The following is a 22967-nucleotide window of genomic DNA, read 5'->3' as shown; positions in this document are numbered from 1 at the left end:
AGATCAGATGGCAGCGGGTTGAGGTTGGTATAAGAGCTCTTGCACTCTTAGATATTTTTCGCTGCCATTGACATCCCAGCGAACCACCTCACCAACTCTGGCTCCGAGTACTGCAGAACCTCTATGAGACAGAACGGAAAGCTTTCCTTGAGAAGGAACCGGGCAATCCTCCGGATACACCAAGGTAAATTGGAAGGCTTCCGCATTTCCTAGGTCTTTTAATACGAACTTAGAGTTCATAGTGATCAGATCTTGCGGGACTTGGGCCGGATCCAGTTTCTTTGCTTTGGAAAGAGTCCTACGTATCGTTTCAAGGATGCTAGGTTGAACTTCTTCTGAGTTCGCGGAACCTTGTAGAGCGGAAAGAATTCCTAGGTGATCATACTTGGAAAGAAAACGTTTCCCACTCATAACATCATGCCTCCTTTGCATCGGGCCCAAAAAGTAATTCCGAAACTTACATATACGCGAATTGTACTCAAGCGTTTTTCTGAATTATACATTTTACAAACTTTGCATGCTTTTATGTGACATAGAAGTCTGAAAATTATACTAAACGAAAGATTAGTTTGGTTCGATATCTCGAGTAGAGATGTATCTTACTCTGTTTCATCCTTCTCGAAGTAAGTCTTTCGTATTAGTAAAGTATCTGTATCGCTTGGTCCGCAAAGGCATCCGGCCTATACTCATCGTACCTAAAACAAGTGTTAGCATGGAAGACGGCTTAGCTCTAGGAAGAATGGTCTCTAAGATCTCCAACGAAGAGACACAGGTGGTCCTTACTTTTGCGGAAAGCTTCACGCAAGCAGTGAGTTTCTGCACGGAACTTGGCTCTGGTAAATTGGGATCTTCCGGAAGAGACCTGCCCGTCTTTTTGGATGTCACTCACTTGCAAGACTCAAGGCAAGACCGGGACCTGGGAGAGATGATCCAAGGCTTGGGAGAAAAATGGACAAGCTTATTCCCCCTGACTTGTTTCCTAGAGATCGGAAGAGATAGCTCCAGACTCGGAGAGGCAAGTGGCCGCACTAGCCTCTTCCAAATTTCTTCTCTGGTCCTCGAAAGAAAGGGGGGAATGTGGAAGAGACTGAAAGAAGAACCGGGTCCTTCCTTGTCCGAAGACTGGACTGAGGACTTGATCTACACCCTCTTGCCTGAAAAGAACTAGGCCCGGACTCTCAGGACGAGGCCTCGCCGTTAAGTGACCCTTCTTCTAGGAGCCAAAGGGTTCTCAAAAAAAATTTAATACGGAACTAGGACGAGTCGCCCTTCGGTCCAAGTCGATACGGTCGATCTAAAGGAAATTTTTTTCTTCCCTCTCACAAGAACATGTTTGGGCCCCCGATTCTTTTTTAGGGGCTAAGCTAGGGGGTATTTCATATTTTTAATTGAAGTTTTTTCGATCTCGGACTTGACTGATAAAAATTTTGCCCCAATGGGGAAGAGCAGGTTGATCTTGCATGATCGAAAGACGAATAAACAAATTCGGGGAAAACGGGATCTTCGCCTCTCAACCAATCGCTAAAGGAACGCTTCTATTCAGCTATAGCGAGTGGATTGAGGACGAGGAGTTCGGCTGGAAGGTACTTTCCGTGTCCGAAGCCGACGAACTTCCGGAAGAGGAGAAGGAAATCTTCATGAAATACGGATATGATGTCGATTTCGGCCTCGTAACCGGACCTTCCGGACCTGAGTATGTTATTAATAGCTCCAATTTTATGAACCACTCCTGCGATCCGAACATGTGGTATGATCAATTGGACAATATAATAGCCAAGAGGGACATCGAAGCGGGAGAGGAGCTCAATATCGACTACGGAAACTTCGTAGTGAACTTCGACCAGACCTTCGAGTGTGCTTGCGGATCTTCCAATTGCCGTAAATTCATCCGTAAGGACGACTGGAAACTCCTACTGCCTCAGTACAATCTGAACTTCCCTACCTTTATGCATAAGGAAATCAAAAAGATCCTGGTCAAAGTACCAGCTTAAGATCTTTATTGGCCCGGGTTCGCCCGGGCTTATTTCCTGATCCTGGATTGCCTTCTCCAGAGGATGCGGGCAAAACTCTCCGCTTCTCCCTCTCCTCCTTTCCAAAGCTCCGGGTCGCTGGTCTTACGAGCGTTCTCGATGGTATAGAAGGCACCTGGTGCGGTCTGCTTTAGGATGCCTAGAACGATCGGAATGTCCCTTCTTCTCAAAACCGAAAGTATGACCTTGACCGGCCCCCTGGCTCCTTGGGCTTCCAAACTGGTGGTTCTATACCCTGCCTGGATCAGGTTCTCGGAGATCTCTTCTCCCTTTTCAGGGACGATGATCCGGATCAAGGAATGGCCTATGGCCAGCTTTTCTTCTATGAACATGCCTAGAAAGGTACCAGTGGCAAATCCTCCGGCATAGGCGATATAACAGAGAGCGTTGCTCAGATTTCTCATGATCTGAGTGATCACGATCAACCAGAGAAGCACCTCGAAGAAACCAAGCATGGCTGCTATCATCTTTCTTTCTCTGGAGATCAGAATGATACGCAGAGTCCCTATGCTTACGTCCGTCATTCTGGCAAGATAGATCCCTAAGGGTAAAACTAGATAATCAAAGGCCCAACTAGGCATGCTCTTAGTTTGTGGGGGAAGGTTCTAGCTTGGCCAGCAATTTACGTTTATTTCTTACAATAGATCTCTACAGTCTTGGTCGTGTAGAAGGGTCCGATAAAGAAATGAATGAGAAGGTCCGTGAACTTGGTCACCAGTTTTACTTCCGGAATGGAATTCGGGCAGACCACATCCGGAGTATGAGAGACTGGATAGATCCCGAATACCATGCTTCCTTGTTTGAATTTCTGGTCCGGCGCAGGGGACTCGCTCGTAAGAGAGTATGGAGTGCCGTTCAGCTTATGGACCACCGTAGTGGAATGACAGGCGCTCATTCCTAAAATGAGTAAGAGGGGAAGAAGGATCCGGATCATCTGTAACATTCTATCTCCACTGTTTGAGGCGAATAAATACTGAAGGTCAACTGCTCCCAGAAAGCGTTCCAGAAGGAAGTGTATTGATGCACCGATCTAGGACCTTCCGGGCAATAGGTAGAAGTGTCCAAGACCAGATTTCCAGGATACAACCCGAAGAGGTAATAGGTTTGGTGCACCTTATATACTTCTCCCCCTTGCTCTTGGTGGGCAGCTCTCTGTTCCATTGCCTTCTTGCATTCCTTGGAAGTAGGGTAGATCCGGCAAGCCTCCGGAGGAGCCTGAGGATAACGGACCATCGCGTGACGACAAGACTCTCCTACTACAAATATTAAGAAGAAGAGTCCGAAAGCCAAAATGAGTCTGGCTTTCCGGATCGTTCTTTTGTGGATCGAGTCGATGGATCGATTTTCCGTTCCGATCATTAGTTGTTCCACTGTCTATATACTCGTACCGGTGTTCCGTTCTTACCCACGCTTACATACAAGTAATTGGTACTGTTCACGGATACGGATACCGCAGAGAAGATCTGCTGCACATTGGTAGGATCGGTCAAGCCTGCTCCCGCAACTTGGGTCCATACGCTAGAAGTAGAGCCTGGATTTGCGGTGTTGGTACGATAGATCCGGATCCCCGCAGAATTATCGAATCCTACATAGAGATACGATCCGTTTTTGGCCACCATGGTGATGGTCTTGTTGGTGGAATCCCCAAAGTTTGTGATCCCTGTTCCATCGTCTCCCACAACGGACCATTCTCCCGATTCGCAGGTAGTAGGATTTGTACTATCGGAGCCTCCGTTCGTAGGATCGCATTTCCATAACTGTGCCCTACGGTTCGTATCGGTTCCGTCGGTACATCCTGCCACTGTTCCTGCAGAACTTCTAAGCCCGGAGGCCTGGCTGCTTTGGACGCAGATCGTACGGGTCACATAGAGATTATTATTGAATTCTGCAAACTGAGCAAAGGCTCTATCCGCAGGGATCAGATCGTAGAACTTAGAAAGTTCCAGAGAGAACCAAGTGTTATCGCTCTTATGCCATTTGCTATTGGATCTTGGGCCGATCTCTGTCCAGTCGGAGCAATTGTTCTTGTTGGAACATGCAGTCGTAGGATTGGCCGAATTGGAGCGGATGATGGAACCGTTATGACCTACTGCATGCAAGCCTCCGTTTGCTGCATAGATCCTATTCTTAAACACAAAGGAAGAATCCACTCCGATATAGTATGCCCAGTTTGGACTACTATTTACGGAGCTTGCCCCTCCATTGGAAGGTCCGCCGAAGTACGGCATATAGTCGATCCGGATCCTTCTTCCGTTTGTACCATCGGTGGCGTCGCAGTTGGAACCTGCGGTGCAATTCCCGATGCTTGTATCCGCTGAGTTGAAGGAAATATAACCGAAGTCAGGAGCGTTCAATCCTTTCGTTAAGTCACCACTATTGCTCGGTTTTGCGAATCCAGGGAAGACCCGATCGTTCAGAACGGTGATAGACGAAGTTCCTGCAGTGACCGTTCCTGTGATGGTTCCCATATCTATGTACTTATAGTTCAGGTTGGTGGAAGTATCGTTCGAATAATAAATATAATCGAAGAGATAATTTCCGCTGCCGTCCGGAGTAGTCCTTGCTGCCGCGATGAAGATATACGGATTGCTAGTTAGGGATCCTGTGGTAAAGATCCCTCTTCCGTTCTCATTGTCCGGTCCACAACCGTTTGCAAGAGTCGCATCGTTTGCAGTACAGCCTGTATGTCCTAAAGTCACGTAAGGAGGAACTGCAATGCTATTCTCTCTGCTGGTTGCGGTATTCGAACTTACATTCGTGGAATCACTCGCCTGTGCAGTGGTGTCCTGAGCAAAAGAGAATTGAACCGACTCAGGAGAAGAACCATCATAAGCAAAACGTAATGCGCCGTTTCCTAGATTATTCGGACCGGTATAGATCTTGCTGTTGAAGTCCGCCAGATATCCAAAAGTAGATCCGTTCTGGTCGATGGAGATCGGTCCATCTCCGAAATTGATCGGAGAAGTCCCGCAACCTAAGAAGGTAGCCCTATCTCTCGGAGAAGACTGAACATTCTCCGTATCGCCGGAGTTGCGGATAGATCCCCAAGAAGAGTTATTGAAATCGTCCCCATCCACATTATTTGCGGCAATGATCGTAAATTGAGCTCCTGTCTGCAATGAGCTATGGGTCACGCAAACTTTTGCAGAATCGGCAGAGGCTCCACCGCAGACTGTTCCGTCCAGGATCTTCGCCGAAGTGATATTGCCTAAGCTCGTAGGCCCGGACAAGGCATAACGATTTGCGCATTCGGAAGTGCTGCTACATTCCCCCGAACCGCTTACGTTATTTCCCGATTTGATCGGCTTGGAGAAATTGATAATGATGGTGCTTGTGCTCGCGCAAGTCGCGGAGCTTACCTTCAGCTGTTCTTGTCCTACAAAGTCCCCATAGTTCGCGCAACCCAGATTGTTCGGGATCCCCGAAAGATCCTGAATTCCGTTCTTATTCACGATCAGCGTATAGCCTGTTCCCGAAGTCTGTGAAGAAGAAAGGGTAACCGTATACACGGAGCCGCTTCCGCTCACAGAAGACACGGAGATAGAGGAAGAAGAGGAGAAATTGCTATTATCGGAACAGCTCCCACTTACCGCAGAAGTCAGAGCCAATTTGTAATTGGATGCAGTAGTCGCTTGGGTCGCATTCACGGATTCGGAGAAGGTGATCCGAACCGTGGTGGCACTTAAGGAAACTACACTGGAAACGGTAGGAGGAGTCGTATCAAGATACAGTACCGTTAGTTGCGTATTTCCGCTGATAGTGCCGTTGGTTGCGGAAATCGTGATCGTTCCGGCAGCTACCCCTGTCGCAAGCCCGTTACTACCGCTTGCATTGCTGATCGTAGCGATGCTCGTATCGGAAGAAGCCCAGGTGACTGTGTTAGTCAGATCCAGAGTGCTTGAATCCGAATAGGTTCCTGTCGCAGTATAATTCTTGGTCTTAGTCGTATAAACCGTAGTGTTTGTAGGAGAAACGGAGATAGAGACTAAGACCGCAGCAGTTACCGTAAAGTTGGTAGAGCTAGAGATGGAGCCTAGAGTTGCGGAGATCGTACTCGCTCCAGTGGCCACCGCAGTCGCGAGACCTTGGTTCCCGCTCGAATTGCTAATGGTAGAAGATGCAGTATTCGAAGAGGCCCAGGTGACTTGCGCGGTAATATCCAGAGTAGTGGAATCCGAATACACTCCATTTGCAGTGAAGTTGGTAGTATAACCTTTTGCTAAACTAGAATTAGTCGGGGTGATCGAGATACTATCCAAGACCGCAGAAGTAACAGTTACTGCAGTATCCGTGCTCGTGATCGAATTTAAGGTGGCGGAGATCTGTGTGCTTCCTTCTTGTAAAGCGGTCAGTTTTCCTTGGGTGCCGCTTGCATTGCTGACGGTAGCTTTTGTCTGATCAAAAGAACTCCAGGTCACCTGAGTGGTGATATCCTGAGTAGAACTGTCAGTATACAAACCCGTTGCCGTGAAATTCTGGGTCCTTCCCTTAGCGATACTCAAGGTAGGAGAAGGTGCGATCGTAATGCTAGTCAAGGTAGCCGCAGTGATCGTAAGTGTGCTAGTAGGAGAAACAATGCTTCCTAACTGGGCCTTGATATTCGTAGTACCGGTTTGCAAGGTAGTTGCCACACCGTTACTTCCGCTGGCATTGCTGATGGTTGCCGTGCTCGTACTGGAAGAAGTCCAGGTGACCTGAGTGGTCAGATCCTGTGTACTTGCGTCCGTATATGTTCCTGTAGCGGTAAAACTTTTGGTTAAGCCTTTTGCCACACTCGGATTCGTAGGGTCCACTTGGATGGAAACCAAGGTCGGAGCGCCTACGGTTATAGTAGCCGATCCGGTTATGCTTCCCGATGTCGCCGAAATAGTGGAGGTGCCTTGGCTTCCTCCATTAGGAGAGCTTAATATTTCTTTGGAGGAAGAGTTTAGTCCTCCTAATTGGATCACAGTGGTTTGAGAACTACCCCAAACCACTTGGTTGCTGATATCCTGAGTGGAATTATCCGAATACGTTCCGGTAGCTTCTGCCCAAGTAGAGGTTCCTTTGGCGATAGAAGAGTCGTGGATATGTACTTCGATTGAGACCAAGACCGCAGAAGTTACTGTGAATGTAATAGAGCTCGATACGGAACCCAGAGTGGCAGTGATGCTGGCAGTCCCTACATTCACCCCACTCGCTTTTCCTTGCGTTCCAGACGCGTTACTCACACCTACAGTATTTGTATCGGAACTACTCCAAGTTACTTGGGTGGTCAGGTCCTGGGTGCTCGCATCCGAATAGGTTCCGGTAGCGGTGAGGTCCTGGCTTTTTCCTTTCGCGACGCTTGGGCTAGAAGGAGTGATCGTGATAGATTGCAATACCGCGGCGGTCACTGTCAGAGTGCTCGCAGCAGAAGAAATAGTTCCCAGAGTAGCTGTGATATTCGAGGTTCCCACCGCAGCGCCCGTCGCAATCCCTTCGCTTCCGCTTACATTGCTGATCGTAGCCTTGCTTGTATCGGAAGAAGTCCAGGTCACCTGAGTGGTCAGATCCTGTGTGGTCGCATCCGTATAGGTTCCGGTAGCGGTAAAGGATTTCGTAAGACCCTTCGCTACGCTTGGATTCGTAGGAGTAACTGCGATCGAGACCAATTTTGCGGCAGTCACGGTGATATCCACATAACCGCTGACGCTTCCTGAAGTTGCGGTGATCCTTGCAGAAGAGATATTGCCGCTATTCGGAGAGAGAACATTCTTCTCAGGAACGCTATTCAAGGAACCCAGTTGCAGAGTAGAAGAACTGGAAGTGCTCCAAGAAACACTAGCGCTGATATTTTGAGAGGTCCCGTCCGAATACACACCGGTTGCGGTAACATAAGTGCTTGTTCCTCTTGCGATGGAGGTATCGTCAGCGACGACTTGGATGCTATCTAGAACCGCCGCAGTAACATTGAAAGTAATCGTTTCGCTGACTCCGCCAATTCCTGCGCTGATGTCCACGCTTCCCACTGCGATTCCGGAGACCCTACCTTCTAGTCCGGAACCGTTATCCACGGTTGCCAGATTCGGATCGGAGCTCGACCAAGTTACTTGATCGGTTATATCAGAAGAAGTGCCATCGGAGAAAATTCCAGTAGCAGTTAAGTTTGTAGTCCTTCCTTTCGGAGTACTTGGATTAGAAGGAGTGATTGAAATACTCTCTAGAATAGCGGCAGTAACGGTAATATCGGTATGATCGCTGATAGAACCGGATGATGCGGTGATTGTCGCGGTCCCTTGCGCTTCCGTAGAGAGATATCCCTTGGATCCGGAAGTATCTCCGATAATCGCAATGCTCGTATCGGAAGAAGTCCAGGTAACGGAACTGGTAATGTCCTGGGTAGAATTATCCGTATAAGTTCCTGTCGCAGTGTATTGTAGCTTCTTTCCTAGAGCCAAAGATTGGTTCGTAGGAGTGACTGCGATGGAAACGAGAGTAGCAGTGCTTACTGTCAGATTTAAATTACTTGCGTTGACTCCCTTATAACTGGCTTGGATAGAAGTGCTTCCTGCTGCGATTGCAGTCACTAAGCCTGTCGCATCGATATTCGCAATGGAAGAGCTTCCCGTATTCCAAGAAGTGTTCGGATCATTCGTAAGATCTTGAGAGGAGCCGTCCGCAAAATTACCGGTCAAACTACATTGTCTAGTAGTTCCTTTTGGTAAGCTAACATTTTGATTGATACAAGAGATCGTGATCGTAGACAGAGGAGCGGAAGTCACACCTAAAGAGATCTGAGCGGTCATTCCTTGGTAGCTAATGCTGATGCTTGCAGATCCTACCGCCATTCCTGTGGCCTGTCCTCCGCCTCCCATCTGAATGATGGAAGAATCGCTAGAACTCCAAACCGCATCGGAAGTGATATCGTTATGAGTTCCGTTCGAATATAGAGCAGTAGCGGTCAGGGACATGCTCGTGGTTTTTGCGAAACTGGAATAAGGAGAACTGATCTGTACACTGCTAAGCTCTGTTTTGGAACCAAATCCAGGGAAGAATAGACCTCCTCCTTTTTTTCCGGCGGCGAGACCGACTACACCTGTGAGGGCCGGCCAAGCGATACATCCTTGGAAAAGAAGAAAGAAAAGTGTAAATGCGAGCAAGATTCGCTTTTTGTTCGTGGTTCCTGACATTGCGCTACTTCTGTATATCATAGATCGAATTTTTTAGCATCGACCTAAACTAATGGACGCCTAAAAACTACGCACTATTTCAAATTAAAATAAAGAAAAAGGATTAGTGGAGTAAGTATATGATTACTTAGCTCGAAGAGGGATCTTCGGAGAGGAAGATGAGATTGAAACGGCTTCTCTTCCTAAAAAATCATTACTTGAGTGGGTGAATTCCGGAAGTGAAGCGAATTTGTATTTTCAATCCCTAAGAATGTTTACTCCTAAAATCGGAAAAAGCCCACCACAAAATCTAAATATTCGAAAATTCGAATATAATGTAGTAGGAATTTCGAAATCCGGTAATGGCGAATAACGTTATAACATCAATGTTTCGGATCCAGGGTATTTATAGGTCGGAAATGACCCCATTTTAACACATAACTAATAGATCCGGATTTCCGTTTATGTCTTATTAGTCGTACCAATTGGTTTTTCAGACTGGGTGAGCTAGGGTCCGCAATACAGGATCAGGGTTTTGGTATATTAGAAGATTTATTTGGAATCGGTAAGGACCCAGTCCTTGTAGGAAAAATCGTCTTTCACTTTCATGAGGTCGCGATTCGGGTCGATGAATACTCGGCTTTTTTTACCGTTCAACGAGACTCGTACGTCGGCGTTAACCGATATTTCATCTCCGGTGCGACTCTTTTCCTTTTCCCCTAAGAAATGGGCAAATTGCAGGATCAAGTCCGGTTGGGTACTCATCATGGTCTTCTGTAGCTCGGTCAAATAGGACTCCGGCAACACATATTGGGTCTCTCCTGTCCTTAGGTTGGTGACCCGAAAGGATGCGATCCCATTCTTTTGGATCAGCATGATATGCCAAGCGAACCTAAATCCCTGTTCCGTCCAGAGATGATTTCCAGGATACAAGAAATGACGAAGAGGCAAAAAGATCTGAAGGAAGACATAGATCCCCAATGCCCAAGTTCCGAACCTAAGCGCAAATTTGGACGTAAAGGCGGAGATCGCGGATTCGGATCTTCTTCCCCACGCATTCGGCTTTTCTAATATATGTAGCAGTTTGAAAAAATATTCCGCCAAAAGGAAACGAAGTGTGACAGGAAATTTCAGCCAAATCGTCTTGAGTAAATTCCTAAATTCGCCGTAAGGGAAGAGTCCTCGTTTCTTAAGGAACCTTCGAGCTTGCAATGGCCAACTCGGAGAAAAGAAAAGCAAGGCAGAAAAGATCATGATCCAAGGGAACATTCCGATCGGGAATAATCTCCAGGTCAGTAAATGAAAGATCAGTACTGCTCCGTAAGCCCAAGGACGAAACTTCGGTTTTAATAGGAAGAAGGGAACGAATAGGTCGAAGAATAATCCCGCATAACTGAATACATATCCTGCGATCGGATAGGTAAAGAATCCGCCAAGTACGGGAAAATCCGTATTTCGTACTAGCCAAATGCGAAGTGGCTGCGCTTGGAAAAGCCAATCCGGAACTAGTTTGGCCAGTCCTCCGAAAAAATATACGCAGCCTATTTGGAATTTCAAGATCCATAAAGACCAATTCGGGACTCTCGGGATCGACCACCTACCGTTTCGATACGCGTCCAAGAAATGTTGTAAGGAAAAACAACGATCCGCAGGGATCCAGAATAAAAGGAATAATAAAAGCGTAATGAGGTAATAGTGATTTAGATATGTCGAGACGTCTAAAAGATTAAAATACAGAAATCCGATCAAATAGATCGCTATGCAAGTGCGATATAGGACTCCGAGAGAGATCCCTATGGCAGAAATACATAATATAATAAAAATAGGATATAATAACCAGGCGGGTAAGACAGGGACCCAAGAGAAGCCGTAATACTTAAAATGAAAGGAAGGTTCTAAAAAATATTTTCTTACCCAGCCATAATACAAATACCGGGTCGCAGTTACGAATAATAGGATGCCGAATCCGAAGCGGAAGGCTCCGAGAGACCAGGCGGGGGAGTTTGCATGAGATTTGTATCTTAGATTTTTATAAAAAACAAAGATAGAATCCATTCTCAATTCCCATTTCCGATGGATCGTATGAATCCGTTCCCAAGATCGATCCAATTACCATTCAATCTTTGTTTTCCCAATTGAGCAAGCATTCCCGGGACTTCTTCGAAACGATCCGGGATAATTTCATTGGTATGAAAGATCTTGGTCTCTTCTCCTTGGTCTTCCGGAAAGAGGACTCGATTCGCTCCTTCTGAAATTAATTTTCTTCCTCCTTCGTTCGAGAATTGGTAAGGATGATCGAATACATAGATCTCTCTGTTCTGAGAGATCGCGCTGGATGCAGAAGACAAGGCTCCGCTTTTATTCGGAGCTTCCATGATCAACAGAGAGGAGGATATCCCGGTGATGATCCTGTTCCGCTTCGGGAATGCATACTTGCGCACTTGGAATCCGGGAGGACATTCCGTTAGGATGAGTGCGTTCGCAGAGCGTTTCATTTTTCTGTACAGATCTTTGTTTGCATAAGGGTATTCCGTTTCAGGCCCTGTTCCCATGACCCCGATCACGAACAATCCTTGTGCCAGCGCATGATGCATTGCGATCGCGTCCACTCCTAAGGCCAGGCCGGAAACCAAACCATCGCATCCCAACGAACGAATGAAAGAAGGGATGGCTTTAGAATAAGCGAATGTGATCGCAGAGATCTTTCTTGTTCCGACCACGGACACGTAAGCCTTGTCTAGAACGGAGAGATTCCCGATGCAGAATAGATTGGGAGGAGGATCGTAGATTTCCTTAAGAAGAGCGGGGTAATGAGGATCGAAATAATCTAGTATGGAGACTCCCAAGGTTCGAGCGGACTCCGAGTATGTCTTGGAATCGAAATTGGCTCTTTCTTTCAGATCTTTGGGCAGGATAGCTCCGATCTTCTCTAAGACTTCTTGTTTAGAAGAAGAGGATGCAAGTATCCTAGATCGAGTCAGTATCCTGTAAATGTTAGGAGAAGTAAGAGCTAAAAAATCCACGAGTCTCCTAGATTCGAACCTAGTTTTCCTTTACATCTATTTTCTTAAGATTGTTCATTACGTTTTTATAAGATTCGTTCTCTTCCAGTTTTTCCTTAATGAAGCCGTCTTTCTTGAGGGATTCTATCGTGGATTTCAGGTGCAAATAGATCTCTTTGGATTCTTCGGCCTTGCCGGATCTAAATAGGAAATTTGCCTTAGCGAATAGAACAGGAACATTCCTTGGCTCCTTCTTCAGGACAGAATCCAAGAGAACGAATGCCTTGTCCTGATCGTGAAAGCCCGCGTTCACTCCTTCCCAAGAAGAGTCCGCCATGGAGGAATCGAAATAGATCAAGGCGAGTTGATATGGAAACCTGGAGTCCCTGGGATCCTGTCTCGTCAAGGATTGGAAGATATCGATCGCGATCTCTCTCCGTTTAGGTTCCCATCCTCTATCCTTGGATGCATTTGCATAGGAAAGTCCGGTCTCAAAGAGCAACTGTTGCTCTACAGGCATTTGTAAAAGGGCCCGATCGAAATAGGGAAGTGCAGACTCAAAGAAGTGAACGTCCGCGCCGATCACTTCCGCCTTTTTGCCGGAACCTTCTTCCTGGATTGCTTTATTATAATATTTTGATGCTAGGTCGTAATCGCCTATCTTCATGTAACCTTGGGCGATCTTCCAGCTAAGAGCTCCCGCGGATCTAGTCTTAGAAGCCATTTCTCTGATCTTCTTTTCCAGTTCTACGATCTCGGATTCGTCCATATTCAATCGACGCTTCCACGCATCCAAATCCTCCACCGTAGGAGGCTTTGCCGCCTTGGAAGAGAATTTGCTCAGATTCTTACAATCTAAGATCGCGAATAATAAAAACGTAAAAAGGAGAAGTCGAATTCCCATTTTGTTCCTCTGCAAAGGTTGGCCTATGATGAGTACCATGTCGGAAAACCGAAGGTATGGTCGACGGAAAATCCCTGGAATTTGATTTTTTTTAGAAGAAGGAAGAAGGGAAACTAAGAAGTGAGAGGGAGGACGAAAGTCCTCCCTGAGAATGATCAGGTATTGTCTTTGGAAATACCCGCGATGACTAAGGCTCCACCCAAAAGACCAAGGTCTTTCAGAAGCATGCCGATCGACATCTGGTTGCCTGCGCTTGCGCCTGGAAAGTGAACGAGTACGATAAAAATTCCCAAAAGCACTGCGAGTAATGTAGTGGCCAATTTGGTTTTCTTGTTAATGTAAATGCTCAAGGCAGCAGCGATCAATGCGACGCCGGTTACATAAACCCAAACAACCGGGAACGGGATATAGCTGGGAACGACTCCTGCCATATCCGGTCCTTTCAATAAATGAAAAATTCCGGAGATCAGGATGGGAAGGGCATAGATATATTTCCCTATGTTCTTCATAAAAAATTTTTCTCCTCCGCAAAGCGACCGTTAATTAGTATGAATCTTTAGGAACTGCGCAAGGAGAAAATGGATTGGATTTTGGAAAAAAAAAGATTCTTCCTAACGGTTGGAAACTGGCCGAGATCCAAGACCTCAGTCTCTTGGAAGAAATGGAAAAGATCGTATTCGAGCGCTCCGCTTGGGCAAGATTTTCCATACAAAGTCATCTAGAACATCACTTCGCTTGGTTGAAAGAAGGAGTCGGATATTTATTCTACGTAGACTTGGGAGATTCGCTCGAGCTATTGAGGATAGGGATCCTTCCCTCGAAAAGAAAATCGGGAGAAGGAGAAACGATCCTCAGGACTCTTTGCGAATTTTCTTCGAAGGTACTATTGGAAGTTTCAAGCAGAAATCCTCCGGCTTTGAATTTGTACCATAAACTAGGATTCAAAGAACTAGGAATTCGAAAATCGTACTATGGTCCAGGCGAAGACGCAATCCTTATGGAATGGGCAAAGACGGACTGAGATTCTTTCAGATCAAGTCTCTCAAAATGTCTTCTTCAAAAAGGAACTTTCAGAAAGCTTTGATTGCTCTGACTTGGACTAGCTCGTTATTCCAAAATTGAAAATATAAAAAGACCCGAACTGGATATGGCCTTAGCCAAAATCTGGAATCGGTAAGATCGATATAAGATCCTAGTTCCGCTCTTATATGATTATTGTCCTGGCGGAAGATAAAATACGGATTGGATTGGATAATTCCTTTTTTATTAAATAGTAATATATCCGCTACGTAGGAAGGATCCGCAATATAAGGCTTATCTTCTTCGAAGATCCTGGTGATCCCTTTGGATTTCAAGTATCTCATTACTCTGGACTTGGAGGAGCGGATCGGAGTTTCTTCCAACACGGATTGACGGATCGAATAGGCGGACTCTTCCAAGAAAGGATCTCTCATATAAAAGAAGAATAGAGAGAGTAGGATCAGAAAGCAGGAGGCAGTTTGTAGAGCGAGTATTCTTTCTCGGCTCATCTCTTCTCCATTAAGACCACGCAGCTTGCTCCCAATCCTTCCGTTCTTCCTAGGGCTCCCATTTTCTCCGTAGTAGTCGCTTTGATCGAGACGCAATCTTCTGGTAGATCCAAGAGCGAAGAGAGAGAGGATTGTATCTTGGCCCTATGAGGAGCGATCTTGGGCCTTTCTCCCATAATAGTGCAGTCCAGATTTACCAGATGAAAACCCTTCTCTTTGCTAAGATCCAAGGTTTTCTTTAGGATCAAACGAGAGTCCATATTCTTGAGAGAAGGATCCGTATCCGGAAAATGTTGTCCTATATCCCCCAAGCCCATGGCTCCCAGGATCGCATCGGCTAACGCGTGTATTACGATATCCGCATCCGAATGTCCTACAAGAGCGTATTCGGAATCGATCAAGGCTCCACCTAAGATGAGAGGGCGATCCTGGTTGATCTCTAATCTATGAAAATCTAACCCTTGTCCGATCCTGTACATTCAGTTATCTGTAACTCACATCCAACATTCTTTGGACTGCCAATCTTCCCTTTTCAATGATCTCCGGGTCCAACTGGATCTCGTAGCGCTCGTACAACAGAGCATCTTTAATTTTTTCTAATGTGATCTTCTTCATGTGAGGGCAGGTCCGACAGGAGGAGACGAATTGTCTCTCCGGGAATTCGGATCTGAGATTGTCTCCCATGGAACATTCGGTAACTAAGAATACATCCTTAGCTCCTGAATCCCGGATGAATTTGGACATCTGAGAAGTGGAACCCGCAAAATCGGAAGCAGCAACCACGTCCGTATTGCATTCCGGATGGGAAATGACAGTAACCCCTGGCCATTGCCTTCTCACGTTATGAATGTCTTCTGCGGTATACATCTCGTGCACCATGCATCTGCCTGGAAAAGAGATGATCTTCTTGCTGGTCTGTTTTTGCACATTCCCCGCTAAATATTCATCCGGAAGGAAGATTACGGTGTCGCTCTCCAGGGAGTTTACGATCTGAGCAGCATTGGCGGAAGTACAACAAATATCAGTCTCCGCCTTCACATCCGCAGTGCAATTCACGTAGGTGACCACGGGAGCCCCGGGATACTGGGCCTTCAGTTTTTTCACATCTTCCCGAGTGATGCTTTCTGCCAGAGAGCAGCCTGCTTTTAGGTCCGCGATCAATACCTTTTTTTCGGGGGACATGAGCTTGGCGGTTTCGGCCATGAAATGCACCCCGTTGAACAGGATAATATCCGCATTTGTTTCCGCAGCGGCCTTACTCAAATAGAGGGAATCCCCCAAAATATCGGAAACTCCGTGGAAAACGTCCGGAGTCATGTAATTATGTCCCAAAAGAACGGCATTCTTCTCTTTTTTCAGCCGGTTGATCTCTTGGATCAGAGGAAGTTTCTCCTCTATCTCGTGTTCCATATAGGTGGATCCCAGGGCTTTTCGGATCTCTTCTACGGTTTTCATGAGGCCCCCCTAATCGGTTTTTGGCGGTATTCCCTTTCTATTTTGACGATTCTTGGCGGAATAGAAACCGATTTTGAACAGAATTGTAGAGTCCCAGTAAGAAACTAGGTTTTGCAAGTGTTTATATTCCTTTTCTTTCCCGAAAAGGCGGGGAAGGGACTCCGAAGAAATTTGCGAATCCCTCCCAAACCCTTCGTATCTTAAAATAAATTGACAGAAAAAGAATTCTTCGGATCAATACGAAGTTATTCTTAAAATCATCCATAAAGGATTGGTATTAACCCAATGAAAAAAATCGCTGCTCTGCTTTTCGCAGGGGCTCTGGCTTTCTCGGTTTCCAACTGCGGAGAAACCGTAGACGTAGAATATCCAGTTTTCCCTAAATCGAAAGAAGGTCGCCAACTGAAGCAATTCCTCGGAACCATTCGTGTTGTAGGTCTTGCCGTTGAGAAACCTCAAAAAAGTCTCTGGGAAACTGTGTTTGGCGCAGGATCCAGCTTCATCGACCAAATGCCTTCTAAAGTATTCGAAGCATTCGATAAAGAAACATACTATAAGTTAATCGACTTGAGCAAAAGAGCTGACGCTCTGAACGAAGCAACTCTTACTCTTACCGGTATCACTAAAAGCCGTGTAAAACTCGGAAATCAATTGGGAGCCGAAGCGATCCTTCACATCGGATACCAAAAACCTTATACCGAGTGCGGAAGCGAGATGATGACCGATTACGGCGCGGCTGCTATGCAAATCGGAGGAGCTTTGGCTTCTGTTGCAACCGGTAGACAAGTAAATACTGGCGGCGGTTCCGTTTCTAAACAAACTGCAGTACGTTATATGCTTATCCCTCTCGATGCTACTTTGATCAAAGTAGAGACTGGAGAAGTTCGTAAAGCGGTTGTTTCTAACCCTGCGAAAGTCGATGGAGGAGTGGGCGGTTCCGTATGTCCTTCCGTTCTTGACTCTTTCGGAAAAGCTCTAGACGAAGCAGCTCTTTATATCAAAGACAGACTTTCTCCAAAAGTGAATACTGAGAAGATCCGTGTATTCGTTAAAGACGAAGATCCGGATGTCGCTGACCTTCTGAACGACGGATACCAAGAGATCACCGGTGAAACTCCAAGCTTCAAAAAAGCGAAAGAGAACTGGGAAAAAGCCGACAAGAAAGCTGGCGGAAAATCTTGGGGAGCAAAAACCAATATCGGAACTTACTACTTCCAAGCAGGCGATTTCGATAAGGCGATCAAATACTACGAAGATGCTATGAAGATCTCCGGCGTAGACAAGAACTACGTTAGAGAATTGCGTAAGCGTGCGGAAGCGGTAGCTGCCGTTGACGACAACGCTGACAAGTAAGCGATTCGGAAATTCTTTTAGAATTAGGAGAAGCGGACGTCTGACGTCCGCTTTTCTTTTATGTGCTTTATTCTTCGTTTCGAACTGCAAACGGACTAAGCCGAGCCTAGAAGAATGTTCCGACGCTCATATCCATATTTCCAAACTGATCGCAAACGACGAATCTATGTCCAAGCATGTACAGGCCTTGATGCTTAGATCCGTACTTAAACCAGAAACTAGTGAGGCGATCATACGCAGTTGTGTGGAGAATAAGACCTTACTCCAAGTGCAGTGCGAGCTTTCCAAGCAGAAGTTCTCCGAATTGCAGGAATGCAAGAAGCTTGGGATCCCGGAACCTGTAGAAACTTCTGCGGAAAAGAGCCAACCCTTAGCCAAATAAGTATGGTATCCTGAAACGTCTAAGGTTTTGTAGATCTAGATCCCATGGCTAAGTTGAAACTAGTCCAGCTTCCTGTTCCGCCTCCGACCGCGTTTGCGGCTACAGGCAATGTCCCCTTGGCGGCGGGATGCTTGGCTGTTTCTGCAAGGGTCAACGGTTTGGAGAAGAAGGGACTGGATCTAGAAGTTCTAGATCCGGATATCACCGACCGAGAAGGAGATAGCCAGCTCGCGGATCGGATCGCAAAGGAAGAACCTGAGTTCGTGGGCTTTTCCCTCTATCTTTGGAATACCGAAAGAAGTCTTCACCTTGCTAGGGAAGTCAAACAACGCTCTCCTCATACTAAAATACTGATCGGTGGTCCGGAAGTGAATCCGGACAATCCATTCGTTCTTTCGGAAGAAGGATACGATATCGCAGTCTCCGGAGAAGCGGAGCATACCTTTGCCGCTCTGATCGAGACCTTACTTAAAAAAGAAGATCCAAGAAAACTACCGAATCTCGCGGTCCGCGGTGCTGACGGAAAGATGGGACCATTCTCTCCGGAAGAGAACGCTTCCTTTCCTCTGACGAATTATCCTTCTCCTTATTTGGAAGGGTTTGTGCCTGTGGATCCTACTCGTTCTACTTATTTGGAAACAGTGAGAGGTTGTAGGTCTCAGTGCACGTACTGTTTTTATCCTAAAAGCAGCAATGTATTAAGAACATTAGATATTCCTGAAACAGTTCGTCTTCTTTCCGATCTAAAGAATAGGGGCGCAAAGGAGCTGGTCTTCTTGGACCCTACCTTCAATCATAGACCGGGCTTCGAGGATTTTCTGGACGCGATTATCCGTGTGAATGGCGATAGAACGATGACCATGTTCGGAGAACTAAGATCCGAAGGGATCACAGAAAAGATCGCCGACAAGCTAGCGTTAGCTGGCTTCAATCGGATCGAATTAGGAATGCAATCCATCAATAAGGAAACCTTGAAGCGAGTAAAACGTTTCGGGAGTCCGGAAAAGGTGGCCGAGGCCGCGAGAATGCTGGCCGACAGAGGGATCGAACTTCTTCTGGACCTGATCATCGGATTGCCTGGAGATACTCCTGACGACGTGATGGAAGGGATCGAATTCTTTTACGGACACGGTTTGGGGGAATGGGTGCAGGTATTTCCACTTTCCGTATTGCCTGGGACTGCGATGAGAAAGGACGCAGATACGGAGGGCTTGATCTATCTTCCTAAGCCTCCTTATAGAGTGATCCGTACTCCTAATTTTACCGCAGAGAGTTTGAGTTCCACTTTATTCCGATCGGAGGATCGATTGGATAGAAGGTTGGATGAAACTCCACGTAGTCTTCTCTCTGATCCCGATCCAAAAGTCTTGGATGTTTTCTCCTTCTCTCCGGGACGATTGGAGCAATTCGGATCGCAAGAATTCCATTTAGCGGGTGCCAGACATGTTTCCGTTTGGTGGAGAGGGGAAGCATTAGAAAATTCTAAACAAGATTTCTTCACGAAACTGAGAAGCCGTTTTTCCAGAGACCCTTTTGCAGTCACGGATCTCGTATTATATCCGCAAACACCTTTCGATCCGGAACTAATCACGGAGATTATGGATGAATTCGAAAAAGTACCGGCCTCCTATCTTTCTAGGACCTTAGCCCATAGAGGCGAGAATATGATGCATAGGATCGTGCTCGTGCTTCCTCTGGGAGTTTCGTTTCCGTTAGAATGGGTTTCCGAGATCCGAGAATATATTCCTGTTTTCCAAGAAATGGATTGGGAAGAAGCTTCCAAAAAATCGGAAGAACTTGGCGGAGATTTTCCGGGAGCGAGGATTGTTTCCAAAAATGAAAATCGTGCCGCTTGGAAAATTCTGCAAGAGAATGCGGATCCGGAATCGGTCACCTTTGCAGACAGAGAGTTAGAAAAGCGCTGGTGTTGGGAAGTGCTAGGTTATAGCGAGAAGTAAGTCCATTGAAGAAGTTATTTGAAACCAACGACCCGATCGAAGCAGGACTTATGGAATCCTTATTGTCTTCGGAAGAGATCGCTTATATCAAGAAAGGAGACGAAGCAAATGTATTGAGAGGGGTTCTTCCTCCCAATGATACGTTGATCGCTTTTTATGTGGGAGAAGAGGATTATGAGGGAGCGGAGATCTTAATTCAAAATTTAAGGACGGATCCTTGATATGGTACGTCCTACAAAAACAATTTCTACTCTTGCGCATATCCGGGATATTTTGGTCCTACCGTTTACGGTTACAGTCATCTTGCCGTATTTTATATATCGCCCGTACCCGATCTACCTCTCCAACGATCTACCGATCCGAGTCGTTGGAGTTCTTCTGTCCATATTCGGGATCGCTCTTTTATACAGAACGGTTTCTCTCTTTCGCAAACAAGGAGAAGGTACCATCGCTCCTTGGGAACCTACCCAAAGATTGATCGTTGTAGGCCCCTATCGCTATTGCAGGAATCCTATGATCACTGGCGTCCTTTTCATTTTGCTCGGAGAGACTTTCTTTTTGCTTTCTCCGCATCTTCTTGCGTTGGCAGTTATTTTCTTTCTCACGAATACGATCTATTTCATCTACAGGGAAGAACCCGGATTAGTTTTGAGATTCGGACAGGAATACACTCACTATAAAGAAAATGTTCCGAGATGGATCCCGAATTGGAAACCGTATCCCGGATTTTCGAAATAAAGTCCTTCTGACGATTTTATACAATTTTTCCGTTCTTTTTTCCTCTACACTTCTCTGAAAAAGCAGAGGTGAACCATGCAAACGAACCGTTGGAAAGTATATGATATCCCACATAGGGCCATACGTTATGCGCTCTCTATATTGGTACAGGAAACCGGAAATACGGACTTTAAGGATCGGAACGAAGTGGACGAGTTCTTTCGACTCAGTTTGGAAGTATTTCGGATCTTGGAGATCCACGCCAGGGACGAAGAGGCAGTCAGTCTACGTCATTTGGATTTAAAACTTCCGAATGCTTCTTTGAAGGATAAGGAAGCTCATATAAGATTGGAGAAGAAACTGCAAGAGCTCTCCGTCCTGGCAGCAAATATAAAGACCAGCGCTCATCTAGGTGAAGGAAAAGAGATCCGGATGGGAGAGGAATTTTACGAAAAGCTAATTGACTTTCAGGCACGGTATTTTCTTCACATGAGAGAAGAAGAGATGGAGACCCAGGCAAAGATCCACGAATATTTTACGGACGAAGAGTTGCAGGCTCATCAAAAAGAGATCATGTCCTCTTTAGAGAAGGAAGATATCCGTCTTTGGGCCAAATTCATTCTGCCAAATTTACCGGCCGAAAGAAGAAAACAGTTCGAAGGAATGCTTGCCGCTTTTGCCTGAAATTCCGGACCGAAAAGCGGGATGAGCTTGCTTTTTCCCGCTTACTTTCGTATTCTAAGGTCCATGAGTCGGGACAAATCCTTAGTCTTAAAAGAATTCCAAACCCTGCCGGGGGTAGGCAAAACAATCTCTCAGGATCTTTGGAATTTGGGGATCAGAAGTAAGGAAGAATTGTCTGGCCTCGATCCCGAGAAATTATACGAGCAGATCTGCGTTTACCAAGGAGGCAAGGTGGATCGTTGCATGCTTTATGTGTTCCGATGTGCCATCTATGTTTCAGGCACCAAGGATCCGGATCCAGAAAAAATGAAATGGTGGTCTTGGAAGGACCCGCTTCGATTTTAGACCCTTCTTATATTCTAAAAATATTATGAACATATTCTGGGACGCAAGGGATAGATCCGAAACGTATACTGTTGTTCCAGGGGAGAACTGCGTGATCGGGGTTCAGGTTCGTGGCCGGATCTCCAGAGTAGAAGGAGAAAGGACGGAGGCGCTTCGAATCGCGGGAATTACAGGAGTGCTAACAGGTCCTCGAACCTTTTATTCCCAAGCCAATACAAAATCACTGCTCATCCAAATCCCTCCCTTGTTGCTTTCCAGAAGGATCTCCGTACCCATGAACGAGATCAAGGATGCTAGCCTTTCTCTCGAAGATCTTTTTACTAAATCGGAAGTTTCCCAACTACTCGAGGATTGTGAAGAAGCAAACGAAAATGTGAGCGTATCCAGCTGGGACGCCTCTCTTGTTTTCCAGAAATTCTGGAAGAACAAAGAACTGAAAGAAGACAGTGATACTTATCTAATCGAAGCAATGCAAAGGATCCGTTCTAGTGCCGGAGAGTTAGGAATTCGTTCACTCGCAGAAGACTTGGGAGTCAGCCAGAGCACATTGGAGCGAGGGTTTAAGGCCAGAGTAGGGATCAATCCGAAGGAATTTGCGAGTCTCGTTCGATTCAGAAAAGCATTGGAAGGCTTGGGAAAGACAGAAAGTCTCACAGAGCTAGCTTACGGATCCGGATATTATGACCAGGCTCACTTTATAAGAGAATTTAAGAAGAAAACAGGCACTAGTCCTAAGAAATGGAATTCCTTAAATATTTAAACAGAGTCGATTGTTAATAGAAAACCGATAGAACCGATTCAGCTTAAATTTTAAGTTACTGAGAATAGGAAATACGGTTATTCTATTTTAGACTTTTACCTAAAAGTTCTCTCTTCACCGCAGGATGTTTGCGGATCAGATCCAGGGATTTAGCGATTAGGATCTTTCCTTCGGTAGTATGATTCCAAACATTCAAACCCGAAGGATGAGGGAGCGGGATCCAGTCCAATTCCACTCCGTAATATTCTTTTTTGAACTTCTTGCCGATCACTTCGTCTAGTTTGTACTTCTTATTGTCCATCAGTTGGTCGATCGCCAATTTACCGATGGGGATCAAAAGCTCCGGACGATTGTAATTTACTTCAAAGCGAAGATATCTAGAACAATTCTCAACTTCGCTTGCATCCGGTTTTCTGTCTCCGCTCTTTGCCTTGCCTGGAAAGCATCTACAGACCGCGGACATATTTACTTTGGAGCGATAAAGTTCTTCTTCTATTCCTATGGAGGCAAACCATTTGAATAAGGTCTTGCCTGCAGTATATGCGAAGGGTCTTCCGAATCTTTCTTCGTGAATACCGGGAGCCTGTCCTATACTCATGATCTTTGCGCCGGGGATCCCGCCATGAACAGGATTGCCTTTCATATTCGGGCAAAGCCTGCAATGGATCAGTGTATCTAGATGTTGTGAGAATTCTTTGTTAGATCGCATCCCAAACGG

General features: G+C 46.0%; 24 protein-coding genes. 11 read left to right on the top strand and 13 right to left on the bottom strand.

The window, feature by feature from the left end; translation table 11 throughout:
• Nucleotides 1–3: 3 nt before the first annotated feature.
• A complete protein-coding gene (locus EHO57_RS09685; RefSeq protein WP_135645267.1) occupies nt 4–411 on the bottom strand; it encodes a GreA/GreB family elongation factor in 408 nt (135 codons plus the stop codon).
• Between the two features lie 181 nt (nt 412–592).
• On the opposite strand from EHO57_RS09685, the gene EHO57_RS09680 reads away from it, so the two are divergent.
• Nucleotides 593–1168 (top strand): hypothetical protein, encoded by a 576-nt coding sequence (locus EHO57_RS09680; protein WP_135645269.1) that lies wholly within the window; start codon nt 593–595, stop codon nt 1166–1168.
• A 292-nt stretch (nt 1169–1460) separates the two neighbouring features.
• Nucleotides 1461–1991, top strand: a complete 531-nt coding sequence (locus EHO57_RS09675; protein ID WP_135645271.1) for an SET domain-containing protein — start codon at nt 1461–1463, stop codon at nt 1989–1991.
• A 29-nt stretch (nt 1992–2020) separates the two neighbouring features.
• Here EHO57_RS09675 and EHO57_RS09670 read toward each other — a convergent pair whose 3' ends face one another.
• From EHO57_RS09670 to EHO57_RS09635, 8 genes are all read right to left on the bottom strand, one after another.
• A complete protein-coding gene (locus EHO57_RS09670) occupies nt 2021–2611 on the bottom strand; it encodes a DUF2179 domain-containing protein (RefSeq protein ID WP_135645273.1) in 591 nt (196 codons plus the stop codon).
• A gap of 47 nt (nt 2612–2658) precedes the next feature.
• Nucleotides 2659–2973, bottom strand: coding sequence for an LIC_10461 domain-containing protein (locus EHO57_RS09665; RefSeq protein WP_135645275.1), 315 nt, complete (start codon nt 2971–2973; stop codon nt 2659–2661).
• The gene (locus EHO57_RS09660) at nt 2961–3389 is read right to left on the bottom strand and encodes a Bor/Iss family lipoprotein (RefSeq protein ID WP_167882274.1); all 429 of its coding nucleotides are present in this window, start codon (nt 3387–3389) and stop codon (nt 2961–2963) included. The genes EHO57_RS09665 and EHO57_RS09660 overlap by 13 nt, the downstream gene beginning before the upstream one ends.
• A complete protein-coding gene (locus EHO57_RS09655; protein WP_135645277.1) occupies nt 3389–9181 on the bottom strand; it encodes a beta strand repeat-containing protein in 5793 nt (1930 codons plus the stop codon). The genes EHO57_RS09660 and EHO57_RS09655 overlap by 1 nt, the downstream gene beginning before the upstream one ends.
• A 531-nt stretch (nt 9182–9712) precedes the next feature.
• Entirely contained in the window at nt 9713–11215 is a 1503-nt protein-coding gene (locus tag EHO57_RS09650) for an HTTM domain-containing protein (RefSeq protein WP_135645279.1), read from the bottom strand.
• Between the two features lie 2 nt (nt 11216–11217).
• The gene (locus EHO57_RS09645) at nt 11218–12183 is read right to left on the bottom strand and encodes a DNA-processing protein DprA (RefSeq protein WP_135645281.1); all 966 of its coding nucleotides are present in this window, start codon (nt 12181–12183) and stop codon (nt 11218–11220) included.
• Between the two features lie 19 nt (nt 12184–12202).
• Nucleotides 12203–13066 (bottom strand): tetratricopeptide repeat protein, encoded by an 864-nt coding sequence (locus EHO57_RS09640; RefSeq protein ID WP_135645283.1) that lies wholly within the window; start codon nt 13064–13066, stop codon nt 12203–12205.
• A 155-nt stretch (nt 13067–13221) separates the two neighbouring features.
• A complete protein-coding gene (locus EHO57_RS09635; protein ID WP_135645285.1) occupies nt 13222–13575 on the bottom strand; it encodes a DoxX family protein in 354 nt (117 codons plus the stop codon).
• 74 nt (nt 13576–13649) lie between these two features.
• Between EHO57_RS09635 and EHO57_RS09630 the strand changes: the two genes are divergently transcribed.
• The gene (locus EHO57_RS09630; protein ID WP_135645287.1) at nt 13650–14087 is read left to right on the top strand and encodes a GNAT family N-acetyltransferase; all 438 of its coding nucleotides are present in this window, start codon (nt 13650–13652) and stop codon (nt 14085–14087) included.
• 49 nt (nt 14088–14136) lie between these two features.
• Here the strand turns inward: EHO57_RS09630 and EHO57_RS09625 are convergent, their stop codons facing one another.
• The 3 genes from EHO57_RS09625 to nadA are packed head-to-tail and all read right to left on the bottom strand — an operon-like array spanning nt 14137 to nt 16050.
• A complete protein-coding gene (locus tag EHO57_RS09625) occupies nt 14137–14595 on the bottom strand; it encodes a hypothetical protein (RefSeq protein ID WP_135645289.1) in 459 nt (152 codons plus the stop codon).
• Nucleotides 14592–15074 (bottom strand): 2-C-methyl-D-erythritol 2,4-cyclodiphosphate synthase, encoded by a 483-nt coding sequence (gene ispF, locus EHO57_RS09620; RefSeq protein ID WP_135645291.1) that lies wholly within the window; start codon nt 15072–15074, stop codon nt 14592–14594. The genes EHO57_RS09625 and ispF overlap by 4 nt, the downstream gene beginning before the upstream one ends.
• Before the next feature lie 4 nt (nt 15075–15078).
• Entirely contained in the window at nt 15079–16050 is a 972-nt protein-coding gene (gene nadA, locus EHO57_RS09615) for a quinolinate synthase NadA (RefSeq protein WP_135645293.1), read from the bottom strand.
• A 285-nt stretch (nt 16051–16335) separates the two neighbouring features.
• Between nadA and EHO57_RS09610 the strand changes: the two genes are divergently transcribed.
• From EHO57_RS09610 to EHO57_RS09575, 8 genes are all read left to right on the top strand, one after another.
• Nucleotides 16336–17403: a lipoprotein LipL41 gene (locus EHO57_RS09610; RefSeq protein ID WP_135645295.1), complete on the top strand. Its 1068-nt coding sequence runs from the start codon at nt 16336–16338 to the stop codon at nt 17401–17403.
• Entirely contained in the window at nt 17381–17785 is a 405-nt protein-coding gene (lep, locus tag EHO57_RS09605) for a LipL41-expression chaperone Lep (protein WP_135645297.1), read from the top strand. The genes EHO57_RS09610 and lep overlap by 23 nt, the downstream gene beginning before the upstream one ends.
• Nucleotides 17786–17829: 44 nt before the next feature.
• A complete protein-coding gene (locus EHO57_RS09600) occupies nt 17830–19743 on the top strand; it encodes a B12-binding domain-containing radical SAM protein (RefSeq protein WP_135645299.1) in 1914 nt (637 codons plus the stop codon).
• Nucleotides 19744–19748: 5 nt separating this feature from the next.
• The gene (locus EHO57_RS09595) at nt 19749–19964 is read left to right on the top strand and encodes a putative signal transducing protein (protein WP_135645301.1); all 216 of its coding nucleotides are present in this window, start codon (nt 19749–19751) and stop codon (nt 19962–19964) included.
• A gap of 1 nt (nt 19965) precedes the next feature.
• Nucleotides 19966–20481 (top strand): methyltransferase family protein, encoded by a 516-nt coding sequence (locus EHO57_RS09590; RefSeq protein WP_135645303.1) that lies wholly within the window; start codon nt 19966–19968, stop codon nt 20479–20481.
• A gap of 75 nt (nt 20482–20556) precedes the next feature.
• Entirely contained in the window at nt 20557–21144 is a 588-nt protein-coding gene (locus EHO57_RS09585) for a hemerythrin domain-containing protein (RefSeq protein ID WP_135645305.1), read from the top strand.
• 63 nt (nt 21145–21207) lie between these two features.
• On the top strand, nt 21208–21489 hold the full coding sequence (locus tag EHO57_RS09580; RefSeq protein WP_135645496.1) for a helix-hairpin-helix domain-containing protein: 282 nt from the start codon (nt 21208–21210) through the stop codon (nt 21487–21489).
• Between the two features lie 25 nt (nt 21490–21514).
• A complete protein-coding gene (locus tag EHO57_RS09575) occupies nt 21515–22249 on the top strand; it encodes a helix-turn-helix domain-containing protein (protein WP_135645307.1) in 735 nt (244 codons plus the stop codon).
• Between the two features lie 82 nt (nt 22250–22331).
• Here EHO57_RS09575 and EHO57_RS09570 read toward each other — a convergent pair whose 3' ends face one another.
• Nucleotides 22332–22958, bottom strand: coding sequence for a uracil-DNA glycosylase family protein (locus tag EHO57_RS09570; protein ID WP_135645309.1), 627 nt, complete (start codon nt 22956–22958; stop codon nt 22332–22334).
• Nucleotides 22959–22967: the final 9 nt, after the last annotated feature.

The organism is Leptospira langatensis (assembly GCF_004770615.1).
Classification (GTDB): domain Bacteria; phylum Spirochaetota; class Leptospiria; order Leptospirales; family Leptospiraceae; genus Leptospira_B; species Leptospira_B langatensis.
The sequence above is the reverse complement of the archived record's forward strand: the minus strand, read 5'-3'. Positions and strand labels throughout refer to the sequence as shown.